Source organism: Mesorhizobium sp. WSM4833 (genome assembly GCF_055811095.1).
In genome coordinates, this window is record NZ_JBVVQG010000018.1 from 73,597 (window position 1) to 94,438 (window position 20,842).

General features: G+C 58.9%; 15 protein-coding genes and 2 pseudogenes. 7 read left to right on the forward strand and 10 right to left on the reverse strand.

The genetic code is table 11. From position 1 onward, the window contains the following. Positions 1-164 precede the first annotated feature (164 nt). A complete protein-coding gene (locus tag AC0L2D_RS27555; protein ID WP_050596311.1) occupies positions 165-1,229 on the forward strand; it encodes a LacI family DNA-binding transcriptional regulator in 1,065 nt (354 codons plus the stop codon). Between the two features lie 1,372 nt (positions 1,230-2,601). Continuing rightward, a complete protein-coding gene (locus AC0L2D_RS27560) occupies positions 2,602-3,255 on the forward strand; it encodes a transposase (RefSeq protein ID WP_473543349.1) in 654 nt (217 codons plus the stop codon). Between the two features lie 307 nt (positions 3,256-3,562). Here AC0L2D_RS27560 and AC0L2D_RS27565 read toward each other — a convergent pair whose 3' ends face one another. Then, entirely contained in the window at positions 3,563-4,405 is an 843-nt protein-coding gene (locus tag AC0L2D_RS27565; RefSeq protein ID WP_050596312.1) for a TIM barrel protein, read from the reverse strand. Between the two features lie 383 nt (positions 4,406-4,788). Between AC0L2D_RS27565 and AC0L2D_RS27570 the strand changes: the two genes are divergently transcribed. Further along, positions 4,789-5,130, forward strand: coding sequence for a hypothetical protein (locus tag AC0L2D_RS27570; protein ID WP_063171285.1), 342 nt, complete (start codon positions 4,789-4,791; stop codon positions 5,128-5,130). 87 nt (positions 5,131-5,217) lie between these two features. Here the strand turns inward: AC0L2D_RS27570 and AC0L2D_RS27575 are convergent. The 3 genes and pseudogenes from AC0L2D_RS27575 to pdxR form a co-directional block, all read right to left on the reverse strand. Beyond that, positions 5,218-5,376 (reverse strand): annotated as a pseudogene (locus AC0L2D_RS27575) (hypothetical protein); the annotation flags it as partial. A gap of 1,506 nt (positions 5,377-6,882) precedes the next feature. Continuing rightward, a complete protein-coding gene (locus AC0L2D_RS27580) occupies positions 6,883-7,602 on the reverse strand; it encodes a B3/B4 domain-containing protein (protein WP_473543377.1) in 720 nt (239 codons plus the stop codon). Positions 7,603-7,788: 186 nt separating this feature from the next. Then, a complete protein-coding gene (gene pdxR / locus AC0L2D_RS27585) occupies positions 7,789-9,327 on the reverse strand; it encodes a MocR-like pyridoxine biosynthesis transcription factor PdxR (protein ID WP_473543379.1) in 1,539 nt (512 codons plus the stop codon). Positions 9,328-9,395: 68 nt separating this feature from the next. Between pdxR and AC0L2D_RS27590 the strand changes: the two genes are divergently transcribed. Both AC0L2D_RS27590 and AC0L2D_RS27595 read left to right on the forward strand, forming a co-directional pair. After that, positions 9,396-10,688 (forward strand): trans-sulfuration enzyme family protein, encoded by a 1,293-nt coding sequence (locus AC0L2D_RS27590; RefSeq protein ID WP_084652688.1) that lies wholly within the window; start codon positions 9,396-9,398, stop codon positions 10,686-10,688. After that, entirely contained in the window at positions 10,676-11,578 is a 903-nt protein-coding gene (locus tag AC0L2D_RS27595; protein WP_473543351.1) for a dihydrodipicolinate synthase family protein, read from the forward strand. The genes AC0L2D_RS27590 and AC0L2D_RS27595 overlap by 13 nt, the downstream gene beginning before the upstream one ends. A 273-nt stretch (positions 11,579-11,851) precedes the next feature. Here AC0L2D_RS27595 and AC0L2D_RS27600 read toward each other — a convergent pair whose 3' ends face one another. Next, complete coding sequence (locus AC0L2D_RS27600; protein WP_027162803.1) at positions 11,852-12,100, reverse strand: DUF982 domain-containing protein; 249 nt, start codon at positions 12,098-12,100, stop codon at positions 11,852-11,854. Between the two features lie 555 nt (positions 12,101-12,655). Between AC0L2D_RS27600 and nodU the strand changes: the two genes are divergently transcribed. Next, positions 12,656-14,341 carry a nodulation protein NodU gene (nodU, locus tag AC0L2D_RS27605; protein ID WP_027162804.1) on the forward strand — a complete coding sequence of 562 codons (1,686 nt, stop codon included), beginning with the start codon at positions 12,656-12,658 and terminating at the stop codon, positions 14,339-14,341. 952 nt (positions 14,342-15,293) lie between these two features. On the opposite strand, the gene AC0L2D_RS27610 is transcribed toward nodU, so the two are convergent. The 4 genes and pseudogenes from AC0L2D_RS27610 to AC0L2D_RS27625 form a co-directional block, all read right to left on the reverse strand. Continuing rightward, positions 15,294-15,434: a hypothetical protein gene (locus tag AC0L2D_RS27610; protein WP_473543353.1), complete on the reverse strand. Its 141-nt coding sequence runs from the start codon at positions 15,432-15,434 to the stop codon at positions 15,294-15,296. A 529-nt stretch (positions 15,435-15,963) separates the two neighbouring features. Further along, positions 15,964-16,869, reverse strand: coding sequence for a LysR family transcriptional regulator (locus AC0L2D_RS27615; protein ID WP_473543355.1), 906 nt, complete (start codon positions 16,867-16,869; stop codon positions 15,964-15,966). Positions 16,870-16,920: 51 nt separating this feature from the next. Then, positions 16,921-18,042, reverse strand: coding sequence for a nodulation factor fucose acetyltransferase NolL (nolL, locus tag AC0L2D_RS27620; protein ID WP_473543381.1), 1,122 nt, complete (start codon positions 18,040-18,042; stop codon positions 16,921-16,923). Further along, positions 18,035-18,453: pseudogene (locus AC0L2D_RS27625) on the reverse strand (GNAT family protein). The gene nolL and the pseudogene AC0L2D_RS27625 overlap by 8 nt, the downstream one beginning before the upstream one ends. Before the next feature lie 302 nt (positions 18,454-18,755). On the opposite strand from AC0L2D_RS27625, the gene AC0L2D_RS27630 reads away from it, so the two are divergent. Continuing rightward, complete coding sequence (locus tag AC0L2D_RS27630) at positions 18,756-19,697, forward strand: LysR family transcriptional regulator (RefSeq protein ID WP_027162808.1); 942 nt, start codon at positions 18,756-18,758, stop codon at positions 19,695-19,697. A 406-nt stretch (positions 19,698-20,103) separates the two neighbouring features. Here the strand turns inward: AC0L2D_RS27630 and AC0L2D_RS27635 are convergent, their stop codons facing one another. Further along, positions 20,104-20,733 (reverse strand): FMN-binding negative transcriptional regulator, encoded by a 630-nt coding sequence (locus tag AC0L2D_RS27635; protein ID WP_027162809.1) that lies wholly within the window; start codon positions 20,731-20,733, stop codon positions 20,104-20,106. Positions 20,734-20,842 lie beyond the last annotated feature (109 nt).

Here is a 20,842-nt window from a genome sequence, read left to right on the forward strand (position 1 = left end):
AGAAGCACCAATGCGGTGAGGACTAGAAACATGAAGGCCCTAAGAAAACTGACCGTAGACCGAGACGCGCCCAGGTGCGTCCGGAGCGCTGTTCACTGTATGGACCGTCGATCGGAGGGGATGCCGAAATGTTCAGGCCTCAATCCGCCGCCGGGATGCAGCTGATGACGGAGAGCCACCCGATCAAAATTGGAGCGACGGCAAAGCGCCCTACAATTGCCGACCTCGCCCGCGAAGCCGGGGTGAGCGTGGCAACGGTCGACCGGGTCCTGAACGCTCGCCTTCCGGTGCGGGAGGAGACCATGCGGCGCGTTCACCACGCGGCCCACGCGATCGGCTATCATAATGCGGGACTTATCAAACAGCGCATGCGGCAGGACCTGCCGCGCTACCGGCTAGGCTTCATCTTGAGAAAACCGGGCCAGTATTTCTACCAGGAGTTCGCGCGCGAGGTCGAGGCGTCTGTCAGTTCGGCCCACTGTTTCCACGGCATTCCGCTCATCGAATTTGCGCCTTCACATTTGCCTGGGGATCTCACGGCACTGCTTAAGGATCTTGGTAGCCGATGCCACGCGATCGCCATGGTGGGGCCAGATCATCCGAAGATCACCGCAGCAGTCGAGGAGCTCAAGGCGAAAGGCATCCCGGTCTTTTCGCTGCTTTCTGACTTCGCCGCGGGCGTGCGCGAGGGGTACATAGGTCTCAACAACCGCAGCGTCGGTCGCACGGCAGCCTGGATGTTCTCCAAGGTCGCTAAACGGACCGGCAAGGTGGCCGTTTTCGTCGGCAGCCACCGTTTCCAGGGTCATGAGCTGCGGGAAAGCGGGTTTCGCTCCTATTTCCGTGAGAACGAGCCAGCATTCGAGTTGGTGGATACGCTCGTCAATCTTGAAAAGCGACAGATCACTTATGAGGCGCTGCTAGATCTTATGCACCGGGAACCTGAGCTCGTCGGCTTCTACATGGCTGGCGGCGGCATGGAGGGGGCTATCTCCGCGCTCCGGGAAGAAGACAAAGGCCAGGACCTCGTCGCGATCGTGAATGAAATTACGCCGGAGTCGCGGTCGGCCCTCGCGGACGATATCATTACGATGGCGGTGGCGACGCCGCTGCGCCGACTTTGCCAAGAGCTGATGTTGCTGATGGATCGCGCCATCAAGACCGGCACTGCGGAGACGCCGGGGCAGACATTTCTGCCGTTTGACATCTATCTGCCGGAAAACATCTGAAATGATGCGATCTATCGCCATGGCCGACATTCATAATTGCCGCGCATTCCACTCGGGACGGTATGCACATTTCAAATGAAGTGTAGGCTCTGCTCATGCAGATCGACAGCAAAGCCGTGCTGGGGAATCTCCTCCAGTCAATCACGTCAGGATGAAGCTAAGCGTGCAGCTCTTACAAAGACGCTCGGTCAGTTGTGGGCGTTAAATTCGGATGCATCCAGCTGCTCGCGTCCGTCAAGGCGCCGATCGTTTGCTGGATGAAGTATAACGGGCCCACCAAAATGGCTCTTTCGCTTTATCCAGTGTCCCGACCAGGAGCGGCGCGTTGCGAAGCCGGTCGAGGGCAGTTTTGGCGCCTTAGCTGCGATGCTTGGTGATGGCTCAACGATCTCCGTGATCGCCTCGCCTGGCAGCCGGGGAGGCAACCAGGCGTGCGTCCTTCGGCATTCTCAAACCTGACCGTCGACATCAAGGCCTTGGTCGGCCTTACGCGTCATCGATCGAACGCGAAAAGCGGGTTGGCCGGCCTTCAGGAGGAGGCGAACACAAGTGAAGCGGCCTGAAGCTCGGCGTGAAAGGGGAACAATTTTTCCGGACATATCGTGAGCTTGGCAAACTCGCTGCCAAGAGCATAGCGGCCCGGTAAAGGCTTGGGGAATTTATGCGCTGCGCGGGCCTGGAAAACGTCTTGCCCAAGGCGTGCCTATATTGGCTTTCCCGATTGCGCACGACACGGCTGCGTGAGCCCGCGAAATTCAAACTCGGTCAGCCTGGCGTTCCGACCAGGCGGCCGCCGGTCCTCGTGGCACGGTCGCGGCAGCGACGAGTAGCTTCGGTCAGGCTCCGTTCTTGTCGAAAAAGCCTATCATCCACGCCGCTGCCGGACGACGCTGGGTGCGAGTTCGACAGGGCTCATGCCCTCCACTCTCCCCCGCGCGCTAAGTATGGGCAGTTGTCCGTTATCGGCGGCAACCGATGTCGGTTCTCTGTTTTTTGATCAGTGGGCTAGCGTCGGTAGAGCCGGCCTTCGGAGGTATGCCGTCCGGCACTGCCAGCGCAGATTGGATCGCAACTCTTGAGCAGCTCCTTTCAGTTCGGATGCCAGCCGTCGCTCTACCATCGAAAACACGGGAGGTAGCTTTGCATTCTGCCTCGGTCCGAGATGGCATTGCCTGTTTGCTCTCAGGTGCTCATAGGAATCGGTCCGTTCCCGGAGTGTGCGTCGCCAGCAGGGCTTGCTCGGGCGGTCGGATGCATATAGCTCGGCTACAGAAGAGGCGGCCAGACCTTCATTCGTCGTCTGCCGCGACTTACTGCATAATTCGTGTTCAACAAGGAACGACCTATGAGGCGGCAGCCCCGAACTTTCACGGTGGAGATCAAACAGAAGCGCAGCTCTCAAAAGCGGAGTGGTTCGATCTGGAGCAATGTCGATCTTACCGCAGCAATGGCCGAGACAACAAGGGAACTCGAGGAGATGGAGTTGCCAAATGGTCGCCCTGTTGACTCAAGTGTTGTAGCGCTTGATGCTGAACACATTCACAAACCGCGAGCGGAGTATCTCATGGCAAATTCCCTGGACGCAGAACCAATAGCAACCGCTATGCAACCGGCAGCCAAAGTAGAGAGGCCTCAGAAGAAGAATGCCCAACGGTCGCCGAAAGCGGAGGCGGAGTCCAGGCCGCCTGTTCGGAAGAATGTGCCCGATGCGGCGTCTCAGGCGGAGGAAGCAGCGGCCGTTCGGACCGGACGTAAGATCTACTCTGGAAAGGAGCGCGCCCAGCTGCTCGCCCTGATCCAGAAGTCTATCAGTGGCGGCGCCACTCACAAGAGCGCCGTAAAGCAGGCCGGTATCTCGGAACAGACCTACTATCAATGGAAGAAAGCTGTGCTGCCTGTATCGGTTGGTGACGATCTGAAGGACCTCGTCGCTCTTGAGGAAGAAAACAGCCGACTGAAGAGCCTGCTCGCGGAACGCCTGCGCAAGGAGAACGCGGAACTGAAGAGGAAGCTGGGCTTGCAATAACCCTGCAATCTTGTCCGACATCCGAGAGCTCATAGCTACGGGTCTGGCACCGGCACATGTGGTCGGAGGAACTGGGTGTCGCCAGGCTAGGTGAAACCGCAGCTGCGCGACCGCGGCACCTGCGGTTGGCTTCGCGCACTCGCCCTAAGTCCGCCACCAGTTGCTCCTTCGTCCGAACACTGCGATAGTCCGCCGCCCTCTGCGGACCCATCGACTGCCTGCCGCCCAAGGCGGTCCGGCAAGCATCTGCATGAGCGAGACACAGGAGCGATCTCGAATGACATGTCCGCTCAAGTGCCTACGCGCCTTAGACCGGCATTCGCGCCAGTAGCCCATTTCGGATGAGATCGATGCTGGCGGCAAATGCGCCTACAGAGTCATTCAACGAGTGGACTTCCTCGACGAGCTCGAGAGAAAAGGGACCCGCATAGCCGCCATCAAGTAGCGCCCGGATCTGGCTGCAATTGTCGGAACCTCCCGGGATGCGATCTGGGTGAACCCAGAAGGTTGGATCGTTTATGCCTGAAAGGTGCACGAGACCTGTCAGATCGCAGAAGAAAGACGTCTCGCCGGCGAGCGTGTGGTGGAATGTATCGTGCACGAGCCGAAAGACGGACTGGCCATCAACCCAGGCAATAGCGTTGGCCGCTTCGTTCTTCGACCGAAGCGAGGAGGTCTGGAAGCCCAGCGGTTCGATGAGTCCAATCAGACCCCGCGACTGAAGTATCGGCTTGAGCGCCTTCAAGGCGGCGCGCAGATTGCCATTGCGCCCTCCATTGGCGGACCACGAACCGTCGTTCACCGGCACCAGCATGAGCGCCTGAGCGCCACAAGCGGCCGCATAATCGGCGAGCTTGCTGGCCTCGGCCTTGCGGGCGGGAGTCCATTCGTTGAACCGCTGTAGGGCGTTGACTGAGATAATCGTGACGCCCGCTTCGGCAGCGGCAGACCGGACATCCGCCGGCGGCTTGCCGCGCACAACAGCCTTGCTGCAGGGACTATTCCGGATTTGCACGTCGGTCAGACCGAGATCGCGGGCGAGCGCGAAGAACGTCCTGACGTCAAGTCCCGGCGCCGCCATGTAGTCGAGTGCAAACCGAAGTGGCGCCTGGCGCACGGGGTGGCTTTCTTTCATCAAGGCGGCCGCCATTCTCGGCTGACTGGCCTCTGCCGTTTGGCCGAAATGATCGGCATAGGGAGGCGAGCCAATCGAACTGACCCGCTCTATATCCACACGATCGTGATTCATTGTGAGCCGACTTTCACGCAACGGATCCTGCCGCGCCTCTTGAGAACATTGATCTGCTGCGAAATGACGGAAGATCGCTCGAGGCTATCCAGTTGCTTCCGCAGAGTAGGCGCCCGGAAAGGATGCTGGACCGATCCGGAGCCAAACTGATATGGCAGGCTGATTCTTCGTGGCGAGGTGCCCAGCGCGATCATAGCGCGCCTCTCCGCCCCCTCCCTCAGGCTCTGGATCCATCCAGGACGCGCTGCCGTGCGGCCTTGAATGCCGCTGGTAACAAGGGCAACATGTCGGCCAGCGTGTTGAACGCAATCGGCGTGACCGCCGGCGAGACTGCGGGCTATAACATAGAGTCTCCGCGGACCGGGCGTGATGGCGAGCACGGAGGCCTCGGCGAGGTACAGGGCGAATGGGGTCAGTTCTGGCATCATTGGTTCATTCCGACAAAGTTCATGATTATTCTGGAAGCGACGATCTCGCGGTCAGATGCCCGTTCGCTCGCCGCAAGGCCCGCAGCCACGCCAGCGCGATCGGCAGCGTTCCGGTTCCGAGTCAGTTTGCACTTGCTCTCCAGCCTTGTGATCGGCATGCGCAAGCCAACGATCCCGCGAGAGTTGCGCCTGTACTAATCCGGCGGGCGTGCCGACACCGCCCAGCGAGGCGCGCTCGCCCTCGTGGTGGTCAGTCAGGCCATTCACGACGTCCAGCAGTCTTCCCGCATGCTCGAAGAACTCGACCGGATCATAGGCGTGGACGGCGATGTAATTCCAAGTCGGACGACCTTCCCGGCTTCCTGCTTGGCCGCATACTATGCCGGCGTCGCATAAGTGTCCGGCCCCATGAGATGGCCAAGCCGTCGCCCAGCGGCGGAACACGGCACCTGCGGATCAGCCTTCGCGAGGTGCCCGTAGATCACGCCGTGCTCGCCCTCTCATCAAGCAAGAGGGCGGTGACGAGGCGAAGAGCATTGGGCCGTGGCAGAGACTAAGTTCGACAGCGGCGCTGCGCGGATGCTCGCTCGCAGGAAATCGATATCATCATCATCTCGGAAGGCCGGAGAGGCTACATCGGCGGAACTCCGTGTGTGCGTTACAGATTAGATACTTGCAATCTGGCCCTCTGGAAACAGCCAGTTAGTTGCATTTGTAGCCGTCCAGTTGGTGAAGTGGCCTGGCGGGCCGGATCATTGGGCTAATAGTTTGGCGATCCAACAGAGAGGCCCTCCACGGCTTCTGCGCCCCGACATGTCTGGCTCAACCGTCCGTGGCTCCGCCGTCGCCAGCGTAGTGCTACCGATCGAGTTGCCGGATAAAGATAGAACCAGGGGTAGCCTCTGGCGGCCCTGATGGTGCTGTTGAAGAAATCTACGCCGGAGATGGCGCACCTCGGCGGCTCGTTTAAGGAAGTACGAGCGCCCGGCGCATTATGGCCACGGCCACAACGAGCGCATGGTGCTTCCTGTCGAGCGTGGCACCGCGCACGGTGCCGTGATGCCATGCTGTCGGCCGGCCGGCTTGGCCGACTGCGCTACGGATGGAAGTTCAGGCGCCGGTGCGGCGGCTGGCTGTTCCCGGGGCAGCACGCGATTACCCGACGCTGCAGATCCATCGAATCGTCGCCGAGACTGCAGCAGCGCCAACACCGTCAAGGGTCGGGCCGGCACCGCTGCGTCACAGCTTCGCCACGCTTTGAGGCCGGCGCGACGTCGGAAATTACCCAGGCCCTCTGGGGGAAGCAAGCTCGACACACACGGCCCTCTACGCAAGCCCGACCTGTAGATACGCTGCAGGCCAGTCCGCGCGAGAACTTAGCCTTTCAAGGAAGCGGAAAGCTCGCCCGTGCGGCCACTCGATTGAGATCGCCGACATGATCCGTGCTGCCCGGCCTGCCTATAAGGTCGCGCATGCAGGCCAGTTCAGCCTCGGCAGCTCAGGGTCATGTCGGCGACCGAGCACTGCCGCACGGCAGGCACACGCGGCCGAGGGCGGATCGGGTACAACTGCCGCGGTCGCCCTCCGATAAGGCAAGCGGAATGAATCGTCATCCGCATCCCCTCCTCGGCGGAGCCACGAGTCTGCCCAAGGATGGCAGATGTCTCGCGACCGCTTCGATCTGAATTCCATCCGGCTTTCGCCACGAGATGTTGTACTGGCTGGAGTGCCAGGACTGGCGCCTGACGTCGAAATTGATCAAAGCAGTGCGCAATCTTTGGACCATGGCGCTGGGTCAAATTATGAATGCGGTGCACCTTCCGCTGGCCTGCTGAGCACGAAATGGCCAGAGGCGTTACCTCCCATTGACCTTCGCGCCAGGAGACCCAGCCGCAAAGGAACGCACACTGGTTGGGAGCGAACCGATCATACCGGGGGCGGGCACGTTCCTCAACCGACCCGTCTGTCGACACTGGCGGCGACAGGCTTTAGCGGTGTGATTTCCTGCTTGTAGACCTTACACCCTGGTGCCAGCTCTCTGAGACCGCTCACCAGCATGTTAGCCGCCTGCTCGAGCGCCTCTTCCGGCATCGCCGCCAAGCTTTCCAAAATAAACCACATGCGGCCGCCCACCCTCTCCAACCGGGTGCGCGTGCCCTGCCGCCAATTCCAGCGGCGACATGTAGCTCCCAGATCGTCGCGCCAGATGACCTCCCCCTTGGAAGGGTTTTCGACGACCGTTTCGCCATTCAAAACAGTGTGGAAAGACTCCGTTCCTACGGCAACCGTCAGCCGCGGTTTGCCGACATATGCATCAAAATTTTCGCCGCCAATCGGTATTGCGAAACGCAGGCTCACGGCATTGTAGAGGTCAACGATAGGATTTATTGACGGGATTCGACCATCCTTCTCCACCCGTTTTTTCAATGCATGCGCCGAGCACGGCGTCCGGTTTGGTTTCGCGCCGAACCGAACGTATGCCTCCGCCCAATTGGCCAAGTGCGCTTCTCCCCAGGCGGGTCCCCCCGCTCGGGCGAAGTCGCAAGCCTCTCCCAACACGTCCCGAGCCATGACGCCTCGCGCACTGTCCTGTGCGTCAACAAGAATGCTGATTGCGCGAAAGTCAGGTGCGATCTCTGCTATTTCTTCGTCGATCCGCGAAAAATCCAACAACGCTTTCTCCCTTTAAGCCAGTCGCGAGGGCGCCTTTGCTTCGACCGCCTTTTGAGAGCTCCTCAAGAATCCCTTCCCCGGTCCCAGGGCATACTCCTGCCCTGGACCCGGACTGGCCGACAGAGCCAGTCCGGGCAAGTCTTGCTGATCCAGTCTGCGATCAATGCCGGCGCGACTCTGAGGTCACGAGCCAGGCCCGCTCGCTGTCAGGGCGCGCATAGAGCGTCTTGCCGAATCTTCGGCAAAGCTTCTGACCCGTTGGACAGCGCCAGCAAGGAGGCGAACACCATTCTCGATCTGCCGAATGGTCAGGGCGGAATAGCCCATCACCAATCCAATCCGATCAGCGCGGCCTTCATCTCGGATGTACAGCGATGAAATCGGATGGATGCCAACCCCGACCCGCCGCGCCTCGTCAACCATGACCTCCTCCAGCGACCGAGAAAGATCCTTGAACCAGACGACGACATGCAGCCCTGCATCGGCCCCCTCGATGGCAATGCTGTCTGCGAACGCACGTCGAAGGACAGCAAGCAGTGCCTCTCGCCTCTCCCCGTTAAGACGGCGGACGCGGCGCACGTGCCTTTCATAACCACCGCTCTCAATGAGTGAGGCCAGGGCCTCCTGTTCCGCAACCGGAGAATGCCTGTCGAGAAGCTGCTTGGCCATCGCAAAGACGTCTTGCAACTCGGCCGGAACCACCAGGTAGCCGATGCGCAGCATCGGCGACAGTGTCTTGGAGATCGTGCCAACATAGATTACGGAACTGCGGTCTTCCAGCTTATGCAGCGGGGGCACCGGTCGAATGTCGTACCGGTACTCGCCATCGTAATCGTCCTCGATAATATAGGCGTCATTGCGCCGAGCCCATTCGAGGAGCTGATACCGCCGCGAAATCGACAAGACGCCGCCGAGCGGGAATTGGTGCGACGGGGTGACATAGGCTAGCCGCGCTGGTATCTCCTGCAGCAGCTCGGTCTTCATGCCCTCGCTATCGACGTGGACAGCAACGGGCGTGGCTCCTGTGCTGGCAAAGACTTGGCGCGCCATTCTATAGCAGGGATCCTCGATCACGAAGCTGTCGGAAGGATCGAGCAGCAGGCGCGCGCACATGTCGAGGCACTGCTGTGATCCACTTACGACGAGGATCTGCTCGACCTGGCAGCTAAGCGTTCGGGCACGCCACAAATATCCCTGCAGCGCCTGGCGCAAGCGAAGCGAGCCGCGTGGATCGTGATAAGCTAGCCTTTTGGGGCTTGGTGACATTGCCGCGTTCATCGCACGCTTCCACGTGAGCGCCGGGAAATCAGATGGGGCGAGGTCGCCATAACGGAAATCGACCTTGAAGCGGTTGGGGAGGTAATCGCGCCGCGGGGGACTGGCGCGCAGTCGCTCGCCGTAACGAGAAAGATGGATGGGGCCAGTCCGTTTGGGCACCGCGCTGGTCTCTTTACTCCGGACTAGCGAAGATGCAACGCGCGGTCTTGCGCCTTGAACGACCTCGATGAAACCTTCGGCGACCAGCTGGTCATATGCCACGGTGACCGTGGTCCGCGACACACCGAGTTCATTTGCTAGGCCGCGGGACGACGGCAGCTGGCTGCCCGTTTCATAGATTCCACCCAGGATCTGCTCTCGAAGAGCTTCGCAGATCTGGCGCGCGCCCAGACCTTGCGAGCGAGCTGTCGACGCGGAAGGAGAAGGCTGGACCATTTCTTTCATCGCCAACTGGACGTTTCACCTGGGTTAGTGTGAAGGCATTGTCGCCGAAATCAAGAGGGCTTAAGCCGATGAACAGCGCCGAAGATCAGCTTGAAGCCGAGACAACATCAACGCCGTCCCGGAACGACGTCGGTCTCGCATTCGCCACCCGGGCCATCCATCATGGCTACGATCCGGCCGGCTTTTCCAATTCCGTTCAGACGCCGGTGTTTCTCACATCGACCTATGGATTTGAAAGCGTGGCAGCAAACGAAGCCGCCGCAGCGCTTGGGGGAAGGCTTTACGCACGCGAATACAACCCGACCACCGAGATCCTCGAAAAGCGGCTCGCCAATCTCGAAGGAGCCGAAGCTGGGCTGGTACTCGCCTCGGGGATCGCAGCCTTCGGCACGCTGATCCTTTCGCTGCTTTCGCAGGGTGACGAACTCATTGTCCACAAGACCCTCTATTCGAATACGCTCGCCATGGTCGAACAGGGGCTGCCGCAGTTTGGCATCAAGGTCGTTGCCGTCGACCTGTCTAATCCGAGCAATCTCAATGGCGCCATCACCGACAGGACCCGGCTCGTGTTCTTCGAGACGCCAATCAACCCGCTGGGCCGTATCCTCGACATCGCTGCCATTGCCGAACACGCCCATTCTCGCGGCGTGAAGGTCGCCGTCGACAGCACCTTCGCCTCGCCCGCCCTCCAGCGTCCGCTGGAACTCGGAGCCGACCTCGTGATCCATTCGCTCACCAAGTACATAAATGGCCATGGCGATGCGCTGGGCGGTGTGATACTGGGCGACGTGAATACACTGCACCTGCTGCGCGAAACTGGCCTGCGCTATCTCACCGGGGCAGCGCTCTCGCCGATGTCGGCGTTCCTGATCTTGCGCGGGTTGAAGACACTCACGTTGCGTATGGAGCGTCACAGTGCCTCTGGGCTTGCGGTCGCCCAGGCGCTCGAGGCGCATCCGGCTGTGGCTTGGGTTAGCTATCCATTTCTCGGCTCTCATCCCGACCATGAGATCGCGCGCAGACAGATGTCGAACGGCTCGGGCATGTTGGCTCTCGGCCTCCAAACGGGGTTCGAGGGCGCGCGCCGTATGATGGACCGGCTCAAGCTGATCATCCGAGCGGTCAGCCTCGGCGACGCTGACAGTCTCATCTATCATCCAGCAAGCCTGACCCGCTCGCGCGAGTCAATTCGCAAGGACGCGCATTTGCCTGACGGAGTCGGCGACGATCTCATGCGTCTGTCGGTAGGGCTCGAAGACGCCGCCGATTTGATCGCGGATCTAGAGCAGGCGCTGGACGGGGGTCTGATGCCAAACGCTTCACCCAATGTAATAACGGGAGCTTCAGCATGGCTTTCCTGAGCGGCCTTTCGGCCTTCCCAATAACGCCAAGCGACAGCGATGGCGGCGTCGATATCCTGGCGCTTCGAAAGCTGATAGCGCGGCTTTGCGCAGCAAAGGTGGATTCCATCGGCCTGCTCGGCAGCACCGGCACCTATATGTATTTGTCGCGCGAAGATCGCCGCCGGGCGCTTTGCGAGGCGCTGGACGAGACAGGTGGACGAGTCCCGCTCGTGATCGGCGTGGGCGCTTTGCGCACCGATGAAGCGGTAAAATGTGCAAGTGATGCGAAGGCCCTCGGCGCAGCCGCGGGGTTGCTCGCGGCTGTTTCCTACACCCCGCTCACGGAGGACGAAGTTTTCGAGCATTTTTCGACGGTGGCGCGCGACAGCGGTCTGCCGATCGTGATCTACGACAATCCCGCAAACACGCATTTTCGCTTCACGCCAGCGCTCATCGAGCGTCTGGGACACCTGCCTGAGATCCTCGCTATAAAGAACTCGGCCGACCGGGGTGATGCCATCAAAGGCCAACTTGCGCACCAGAAAAAAATTGTGCCGAAAGGATTCTCGATCGGCTACAGCGGCGACTGGAACGCCACCGAAGCCCTGATCGCCGGAGCCGATACATGGTACAGCGTCCTCGGTGGCATCTTGCCCGACCCGTGCCTGAGGATGGTCAGAGCCGCTCAGCACGGCGACCACGCGGAAGCACACCGGATCGACGCCACCCTGGCCCCGCTGTGGGAGCTTTTTAAGACGTTCTCGAGCCTTCGCGTCGTATACGCAATCGCCGAGCTCCTCGGAATTTGTTCCGCCGAGCCACCACGGCCAATCAAGCCACTTTCCGCTGCCGCGAAGTGCCAGCTCGCCGGCGTCCTGGACCGTCTAGGATCAGGTGTCGGATCGTAAGCCGCGCGACTTCATATTGCCGGGGGAAAATGTACGCACCCATCCTTCGATGGGCCTGTAGTAGCCGAGATCTGCTCCATCATCTGATTGGGAACGATGCGCTGCGTGCTGATCACCTACGGATCGACAGGTCTCGACGCGAATCACGTCCTCGTCAGCGCGTGCGATTGGCAGAACCTCCATATCGGCGAGGGAGGAAGGCTGCGTTCCGAGCCCCCCCAAATTTCTGCGACCTCCACTCGAAGCATCAAAGCCTTGATGCGCTAACAGCATTCAATCGCTGCGCAGGATCTTTGCTTCAAGCGCGGCTGCCACAAAAGCCTTTCGAGCAGCTGGTGGATGGGCCTTGCCACGCAATACCTGCAGACAAGCGTCCATCGCTACCTTCCGTTTCTCGGTCCGACGATGAAGGTCACGCATCAGGATAGCCGCCGCCTGGTTGACATCGAATACGATACGCTCGGAACTGGGGCGGCCAACCTGAACAACGACCGCCCTCTCAAATCTCTGCAAGCCGGTCATGTCTCCGCCCCCCAAGGCGATCATCCGTCAAAAGAGCCCAGCTCGTCTTTACCGAGCCAACCCGGTGCCACTGCATCTGCGAGCCGAGACAATGCCCTTTCTACCGACCCCGCGCTAGCCCGACACGCGCTTAGCCGCTCTGTTCCGCTGCCGATCTGCATGCGGGATATTAAAGAAGCCGAATAGGCCCTTTGGGCGCGGCCTTCGCCGAGAAAAATCTTTTCGACCAGAGATTAAAAAGTAGCTTGATCGAGGAAGGCTCTCTTCTAGGCGTCCATCTTCGTGCTCAGCACGCGCACGCTCGGTGCCGAGGGAGCGTGGCACCTTGCGGTGGACATCCCTTCTCACTGTGCCGCACAGCGCTGCCTCGCAATTGCGTGTCAGCCATCTTGTCTCGACCACGCGGCAGATCTGATCATTCACCGCGCGGATGCCTCACATCCAAACAATCTAGTTTACCGCCCCCCCATCACCGCGCATAGCGCGACATCAAAACCCACGGCTATGTTTCTCAGCCGTTTCCTGCGGTCACTCTCACTTTGAGTAGGATCTACTATGCGCATTTGCGGTATCAAGCTGACGCACGACGGGGGAATCGCTGTCGTGGAAGACGGGAGATTAGTCTTGTCCATCGAGCAGGAGAAGCTCGACAATAACGCACGATACCAGCATATCGAGCGGCTTGAGACGGTCGCCGCCGTTTTGGCGGAAAACGGGCTTGCTCCGCGCGATATCGACCGGTTCGTTATTGACGGATGGGACGGTGAAATTCAGTCGGAATTCCAAGTTCTGAGTAACGGCTCCCCTATCACTCTCAACGGCGCACCATACGTGGAGCGGGACGCCGAAAATCCCCTGACAGCCTATCACGGTTCCGGTCTCATGCTCGACAATGAGGCATTTTCTTATGAAAGCTACCCGCATGTTCTTGGGCACGTTGCTTCCGCATACTGCACCAGCTCATTTGCCAAACGAGAGGAACCAGCATTTTGTCTGGTTTGGGACGGCTGCATCTTTCCGCGGCTTTACTACGTCGAGCCAAGTGGAGCCCGATTTGTTGGGTGTCTGTTTCCGATGATAGGCCATGCCTATGCCGCTGCGGGCCAACATTTTGGTCCTTACAAGCGAGAACTGCGGACTGGCTGGGATCTCGGTATCGCCGGCAAGTTGATGGCATATATCGCGCTCGGAGTGGTCCATGAACACATCGTGAAGGTGTTTCAGGAGCTTTACGACGACCATTTCGCCGGGGATACGGACCTTGCCCTTGGTTACAGGGAAAATAGCCACAGCGAAGACGCGCTACTCACGGCTGTGCACAACTTCTTCGATGCAAGCGCGTCGCGGTTAATCCCCGAAACGCCCGAGGACATACTTGCTTCGTTCCATGCCTTCGTTGAGCGTCTTCTCGTCCGGGGGATGACCAGCGCGCTGCGTGGGTGCTCGGTTCCCAAAACCCGAAACCTGTGCATAGCCGGCGGATGCGGGCTGAACATCAAATGGAACAGCGCCCTGCGGGCGAGCGGTTTGTTCGACGCAGTTTGGGTGCCTCCGTTTCCAAACGACAGCGGATCGGCGATCGGTGCCGCTTGCTGCGCGCTGGCCGCCGACAAAGGTTTCGTGCACCTCGACTGGTCAGTCTACAGCGGGCCAAATGTGAGCCATGGCAAGGTTCCACCTGGTTGGCAATCTGCTGCTTGCAGCCTGAAAGAACTTGCCAGCGTGCTGGCCGACAACAAGCCTGTTGTGTTCCTTGCAGGCCACGCAGAGCTTGGTCCACGTGCTTTGGGAGGCAGAAGCATCCTGGCGGCCGCAACTTCGCCGGAAATGAAGGACCATCTCAACAAAATCAAAGTTCGAGAGCACTTTCGGCCGGTAGCGCCAATATGCTTGGAGGATCGTGCACCTGACATGTTTGACCCCGGCACGCCGGATCCTTACATGCTGTTCGATCACCGAACCCGTTCGGAGTGGAAAGAAAAGATCCCGGCGGTCGTCCATCTCGACGGAACTGCGCGACTACAGACAGTTTCAAGAACATCTGAACACCCAATTGCTGAACTTCTGATAGAATATGAGAAGCTCACGGGCATTTCTCTGCTCTGCAACACGAGTGCAAATCTTAATGGACGTGGTTTTTTTCCGGATGCGGCTGCCGCCTGTGAGTGGGGATGCGTAGACCACGTTTGGTGCGAAGGGTTGCTGTTGACCAAGACAGGTGCAAGTCAATTCGAGGGCTGAGCGCCAGGCTGCGACACACCTGAGTTGCCGCGCTCTAGCGCTGCAATCGCTGGCAGCATCGCTGAGGGAGCCTGATACTGCGGGTGTGTGGCCCCTTGAAGCTGCCTAGATCTGAAGAACGAATCTGATCGATGGCCGACAGAGCGCAGAGACTGTGCGGTTAAGCTGGCAACTTAGTGATGTGCTGGAGGATAAAAGGGCCTGCACGGCCCTTTGCTCGGCCGAACCACTCCGCCACGGCGCCGGGCATGTAGCTGACCACGTTGACCCCGACACCCTCCGTCAGTGTCAGGAAGTCGGAGTAGAGGTTCCACATCCTCGGGCATGCGTCTTGCATCGTCCACGTGCGGGATCGGTTGCAGCAACCCGATGCCGAAGAGTACAATTGTCAGCACGGTCACGGGGCGAAACCCAGCACAGACCGTCAATGGCCGGGCACTCCGGATGGATGGCCTCGGCCCCACTTTCTGATCCCCAGGTAGCTATCTTCTGGCGTATCGATAACTTCGCCACGGCGACCCTCAAACGAACTGGACCGCAGTCGGCTGAGATCGGCCAGCACCAATTCGCGCTGTGATATGCGTTGAGTAGACTTGCTCCGCGCGGCGGCATCGGCGTGGTGGCAGGCGGCACACTTTTGAAGAGCGCCTTGCCGATATCCTGGACCCGGTCGGGGAACAAAGACTGATGCGTTCGCTTCCCTCGACGAGGCAAACGTCGAAGAGTGTTTGGCACCTCCCGACGCCGGCGACTGCCCGCGTTTGATTGAGGAGAAGCGGACCGCACGGGTCGTTGAAACCTGGACATCGGGGAGCGCCCCGCCGGCAATTCCGAGGCGAGTCCAGGTAAGGGCGGCGTACGACCGCGGCCGGCAGGAACGCACGGCTGTGGGTTTGGCAGGGCGGCTATAGGGGACCGACCACGCCTTCCAACAGAAAGGCTCCCAGCGCACTCAGCAATGCCTCGGCGGTTCCTTGTCGAGTTGCAGTTCGACCTCATCATCGTCATCCGTGATCAGCAGCAAGGTGCCTCTTAGCGGGTTGTACGACGTGACCAGCACATCGTCGTCCTGGAACTCGACTTTGCGGGCCATAATTTCCGACCTCCGTTGCTCGAGCCGGAATGTCGCACTAGCCGCAGTAAAGAAAGTATTGAGAGATCCTGCCCGTAGCTTGCTGGCAATCGATCGAGCGATGGGGTTAGTCAATTGGCGTATTTGGCGGAGTGATCATCTTGCCCCTGCAAATACTGGGCTCTGTGCGCTCGGTGCCCGAAGCAGAACCAATGCGGCTCTTACCTTTGGCTTGGCAAAGCCGAACGGCCCACCCATCCCACATCCGGCAGACTCGTAATATCGTTTTCGAACCGTGCCCGCTCGCCCGGCATTGCCGTCAAGCCTTCCGCGAGCCTCATCGGTTCGTCGCTCATAGCGGTTGATCAGCCCTACCAAAGCAGGATGACATTGGGCTGCTTGGTAATTTAGACCGCCTGACGCACGCCAGTGCAGCACGCCGCACCGGGCGGCTGGCGCGATTGCATCTTCAGCATCGCCGGGAAACCAGCACCACACTGTCATGCAAGATCACCGAATTGCATGCCGTTGACCCGGAGCGCCTGCGGCTTCACATGCGGGATGCCTCCTGCATCATTATCTGCCGCATCCAGACGCTTGCCGGATCACTGTTGTGAAGGGTGGGCCATTGGACGGCCTCGGTGAACGTGGGTAGTGGCCGCGGAAGTTCCACGATCCGCAGAGGGAAAGTCTTCTTGAAATGCTGAACCAGCCGGAAGGGCATCGTCGCTATACGGGCTGTGCCTGAGACCATTGGCGGGATCATGCTAAAGGCCGGCACGATAATCTCGACATGTCTCTTGAGACCATTTTCAAGCAAAAACTGTTCCTCGATGGATGGCATCTGCGCACGGCCGACCCTGAACGCAATGTGCTTCATCGACACGTACCTCTCGAATGTAAGCTGCTGTGGCAGCTGCTTGTTCGTGGGGCAGCCTACGCACACGAATGTCTCGTCGAACAGCGACGCTCTAGGATGGGCGCTCGACATGAACAATTCCGGAAGAATCAGAAAATCGACGTCACCGCGCCGGAGAAGCTCATCGAGATCGTCGTCGAGCGGCAGCAATTCGAAGCTGACGGCGGGTGCTTCGCGTGCAACACGCTCCACGACCTTTTCAAAAAACACCAGTGTGACGAAATCCGAAACTATGATCCGGAAGCGGCGATCGGATTGAGCCGGTTTAAACGGATCCCAAGAAATAATCGAGCACTGGATGTGAAAGAGAGCGCCGCGAACGGCGGGCGCGAGTGTTTCCGCACGTGGGGTTAGAACGCGTTCGCGGCCTCTCATCGTAAACAGTTCATCGTTGAAATAATCGCGCAGCCGGCCGACGGCCGCGCTCATGGCCGGCTGACTTAGGTTGATACTGCTTGCCGCCGCCGTGAGGTTGCGCTCGGTCAGCAGCGCGTCGAGCACAACGAGAAGGTTCAGATCAAGGCCTTTGAAACGCATGCCTCATCTGTCCGTAACGTGGTTGCTTGTCATCGCGACCATTGTGGATGGCTAATTTATTGCAGATTGAGATTTGAGCAGACGTGGGTGTGGCGGCGCTCCGACAAGGATCTGCGACACATATCCAAGGTCGCGCGCAATCTTGCGAATTGCCATCGCTGCGGCGACAATCGTCACTCCAACCACACTTGCGAACGCAATTCTGGTCGTGAGATTCCAGGTTTCTCCAAACTGGATGAAATCCATGAGGCGAAACGCGGCACCCTGAACAAGATAAAAGAGCAGCGTGCTCTGACCGAGCTCCATCGCGACAAACTGAGCTATTCTAGTTGAAGAGCCAGCTCTCCAGCATTGGACCATAAACTGCATTGCCACCGCAGAAGCCGCTGCAGAGCCAGCGAACATCAGCAGCACTTGTCTGGCTGACTCTTCATCATTGATCAAAACATGATTGTTGAAGGCGTATGTCTGCTTATCCCACAGAAGTAAGGATATGAAAGCTATTATCGAAAGTAAGAATACAAAGGTCGATTTGTGGGTCCAGATGATACTTTTGTGCCATCCAATTGGCTGGGCAAACAAGACCCCCAAACAATAAAATGGGTAGGTGTATCTTACCAACGGGGTTATTGACAATGTGATGGGCGCGAATGCGACCCCGATTGCGGACGCGCTTATGATCCACATCGGTAGCCGTTTGGAAGTTGCAAAAACACGAACTAGAACGAATGAAATAAACGCCGCCCATATGAACCAGTATGTTCCGATGACTTCCTTCGATAGATCCAGCAATACGTCAGTTTGACTCTTCGTTGGATAAATTGTAGCGGACTTTAGTGCGAAAATAAATGCACACCAAACAAACATTGGCAGCAGTAACTGTACTGCTCGATCACGGACCCCTTGAGTGAACGGTTTTCGAAAAATTGCCCCAGAAGAAACATATCCACTTATCGCCATAAAGAGCGGCATGTGAAATATGTATATTACGTTATAATACGGAGATATCCAGAAGTCGTCAGTACCTCTATAAATTATATATTGTAATAAGTGCCCAATTACTACCAAAGTAATTAGTATACCTTTGGCGAAATCGAGACTTAGGTCTCGGTCCTTTATTTCCGCTGGGCGCGAGCCGCGTCCCTTCGCTCCGACTGTTATTTGATTAAGCATCAGACTCAAGCCCATCTGTCGCGGTTGCTACCAGCCGATCCTGGGCACGGCGAGCGCGCCAGTTTCGGTGAAAAGGATCGAAATTTGCGCGAATCGCAGCGTGGTATCGAAGGCCGACTGGCTGCAACCGAGCGGACAAATTGCAGGAACTGATCGCAAAAGCTGGAGCGCAGTGGCGGTCGCGATCAAGTGTGACGACGCGACCGCCCGGCCCCATTGTCGCCAGGCCGGCTCTGCAGAACCTCTCGCTACGGTTCCGCAGAGCGTGCCGAACCGTACTAAATGGAATGCCAAGCTGCTGCAGCACCGGACGCATGATGCGGATAGAATGGCTCATTCGAGTCTCTCAAGATCCGGATGCACACTGTACAATCCGAGTTCGCCTACCAAGAAATCAACCTCCCCAACCATGATGAAACGGCGGGGTCCAGGTGAGCCACTGCGCTGTGCAGATACGGCCGATTTCGCGAACCTCCGGACTTGCACCGGCCCAGCTACGACCACCTGAAGCCCTTATCGGCCAAATAGGCTTCTCGGAGATGGAGGAGAGTTCGATATAATCGGCGACTTGCAAGTTATTTCCCAGCACACGCTACAGAAGCAGTGGCCTGATCGGGTGCATCTCAGGTGCGGTCGTCTATGCAGCGCCCTGGAAGTTTGGTAAAATCGATTGTTTAGATCGCGAGCATCCACGCTATGGATAAGTGAAAGCGATGCGCTTCAAAGGCCTTGATCTGAATCTTCTCGTTGTGCTCGACGCACTGCTGACCCAGCGCAACCTCACGGCGGCGGCAAGCAGCATCAACCTAAGTCAGCCGGCCATGAGCGCGGCCGTCGGCCGGCTGCGCGATTATTTTAAGGATGAACTGTTTACGATGAACGGCCGCGAACGTGTTCTAACCCCACGTGCGGAAACGCTCGCGCCCGCTGTTCGCGGCGCACTCTTGAAGATCCAGAGTTCGATTATTTCTTGGGATCCGTTCAATCCAGCTCAGTCCGATCGCCGTTTCAGGATCACCCTTTCCGATTTCGCCACACTCGTGTTTTTTGAAAAGGTCGTGGAGCGTGTTGCACGCGAAGCACCCGCCGTCAGCTTCGAATTGCTGCCGCTCGATGACGACCCCGATGAACTTCTCCGGCGCGGTGACGTCGATTTTCTGATTTGTCCAGAATGGTTCATGTCGAGCGCGCATCCAAGAGCGGCGCTGTTCGACGACAAGTTCGTGTGCGTAGGCTGCCCCACGAACAAGCAACTGCCGCAGCAGCTTACATTCGAGAGATACATGTCGATGAGGCACGTTGCGGCCAAGTTCGGGCCGACGCTGAAAGGCTCGATCGAGGAGCGTTTTTTGCTTGAGCATGGTCTCAAGAGACGTGTCGAGGTTATCGTGCAGGCCTTTAGCATGATCCCGCCGATGGTCTCAGGCACAGCCCGTATAGCGACCATGCCCTCCCGGCTGGTTGAGCATTTCAAGAAAACCTTTCCACTAAAGATCATTGAACTTCCGCTGCCGCTTCCCGCATTTACCGAGGCGCTGCAATGGCCCGCCCTTCATAACAGTGATGTGGCAAGCGTCTGGATGCGAGAGATATTGTTGCAGGAGGCGTCTCTAATGACTTCTCCGCGAGACGCCAAAAAGGGTCGCAAGCCCTGATTGACACCACGTCTCACACCGGCGCTCGTGTCAACCGGCGTGTCGATCGAGATAGTCGCGAACGTGCGTCTGCGAGGTCGTCCTACTGGTGGGCTGCGTCGACAAAGGCTACGAATGAGGGGGGGTCGGGGTCCCCATAACCGCCATCAAGCAGCGCCCGGTCTGGCTGCCGTGGTCGGAACCGACTACCTATTAGGGCGCGATCCGGGTAGATCCAACGCTCATGCTGGTTCCGTCCGACGATGGCTCCTGGCCTCCGCAAGCCGCCTCATATCGGCGAGTTTGCGAGCGTGCGCGCGGCAACATAGAAGATGCCCGGACCGGGCGTGAAGGCGAGCACGGAGGTCGCGGCGGGGTACAGGGGCGATGGGGTCAGTTCTGGCATGATGAGTCATTGCGACAAAGTTCATGATTGTTTTGGGATGAGAGCGGCGATCTCGCGGTCAGATGCCCGCTCGCTTACCGCGAGGCCCGCAGCCACGCCAGCGCGGTCGGCCGCGTTCCGGTTCTGACTCAGTTTGCGCTTGCTCTCCAGCCTCGTGATCGGCATGCGCAAGCCAACAATGCCGCGGAGTTGCGCCTGTACAAAATCCGGCGGTGCATCCGACACCGCCCAAGGCGAGGCGCGCTTGCCCTCGTGGTGGTCAGTCAGACGTTTCACGACGTCCAGCAGTCTTCCCGCATGCTCGAAGAACTCGACTGGACCATAGGCGTGGACGGCGACGTAGTTCCAGGTCGGGACGACCTTCCCAGTTTCCCGTTTGGTCGCATACCATGCCGGCGTCACATAAGCGTCCGGCCCCATGAAGATGGCCAAGCCGTCGCCCATCGGGGGAACATGGCACTGGGGATTAGCCTTCGCGAGGTGCCCGTAGATCACGCCGTGCTCGCCCTCGCTCTCATCAAGCAAGAGCGGTAGTGGCGTTGCGAGCGGCCCTTCCGCCGTGACTGTAACGAAGTTCGCCAGCAGCGCCGCGCGGATCGTCGCGCGCACGCACTCCTTGTCGTCGTCGCGGAAAGCGGGAGGGATGTACATCACGAAACTCCTTGCGTCACCAATCACATACCGGCGAATCTGGCCTGCTGGAAACAGCCAGTCAGAAGGTATCGACGTGGTCCAGTTGCGCAAGATGAACATCGCGCGC

What these genes read in the sequence shown, in the direction of transcription:
- AC0L2D_RS27555 (WP_050596311.1), top strand. Translation starts at nt 165, where the DNA reads ATGACGGAGAGCCACCCGATCAAAATTGGAGCGACGGCAAAGCGCCCT.
- AC0L2D_RS27565 (WP_050596312.1), bottom strand. Translation starts at nt 4,405, where the DNA reads ATGGCGGCCGCCTTGATGAAAGAAAGCCACCCCGTGCGCCAGGCGCCA.
- AC0L2D_RS27570 (WP_063171285.1), top strand. Translation starts at nt 4,789, where the DNA reads ATGTCGGCCAGCGTGTTGAACGCAATCGGCGTGACCGCCGGCGAGACT.
- pdxR (WP_473543379.1), bottom strand. Translation starts at nt 9,327, where the DNA reads ATGAAAGAAATGGTCCAGCCTTCTCCTTCCGCGTCGACAGCTCGCTCG.
- AC0L2D_RS27590 (WP_084652688.1), top strand. Translation starts at nt 9,396, where the DNA reads ATGAACAGCGCCGAAGATCAGCTTGAAGCCGAGACAACATCAACGCCG.
- AC0L2D_RS27595 (WP_473543351.1), top strand. Translation starts at nt 10,676, where the DNA reads ATGGCTTTCCTGAGCGGCCTTTCGGCCTTCCCAATAACGCCAAGCGAC.
- AC0L2D_RS27600 (WP_027162803.1), bottom strand. Translation starts at nt 12,100, where the DNA reads ATGACCGGCTTGCAGAGATTTGAGAGGGCGGTCGTTGTTCAGGTTGGC.
- nodU (WP_027162804.1), top strand. Translation starts at nt 12,656, where the DNA reads ATGCGCATTTGCGGTATCAAGCTGACGCACGACGGGGGAATCGCTGTC.
- AC0L2D_RS27610 (WP_473543353.1), bottom strand. Translation starts at nt 15,434, where the DNA reads ATGGCCCGCAAAGTCGAGTTCCAGGACGACGATGTGCTGGTCACGTCG.
- AC0L2D_RS27615 (WP_473543355.1), bottom strand. Translation starts at nt 16,869, where the DNA reads ATGCGTTTCAAAGGCCTTGATCTGAACCTTCTCGTTGTGCTCGACGCG.
- nolL (WP_473543381.1), bottom strand. Translation starts at nt 18,042, where the DNA reads ATGCTTAATCAAATAACAGTCGGAGCGAAGGGACGCGGCTCGCGCCCA.
- AC0L2D_RS27630 (WP_027162808.1), top strand. Translation starts at nt 18,756, where the DNA reads ATGCGCTTCAAAGGCCTTGATCTGAATCTTCTCGTTGTGCTCGACGCA.
- AC0L2D_RS27635 (WP_027162809.1), bottom strand. Translation starts at nt 20,733, where the DNA reads ATGTACATCCCTCCCGCTTTCCGCGACGACGACAAGGAGTGCGTGCGC.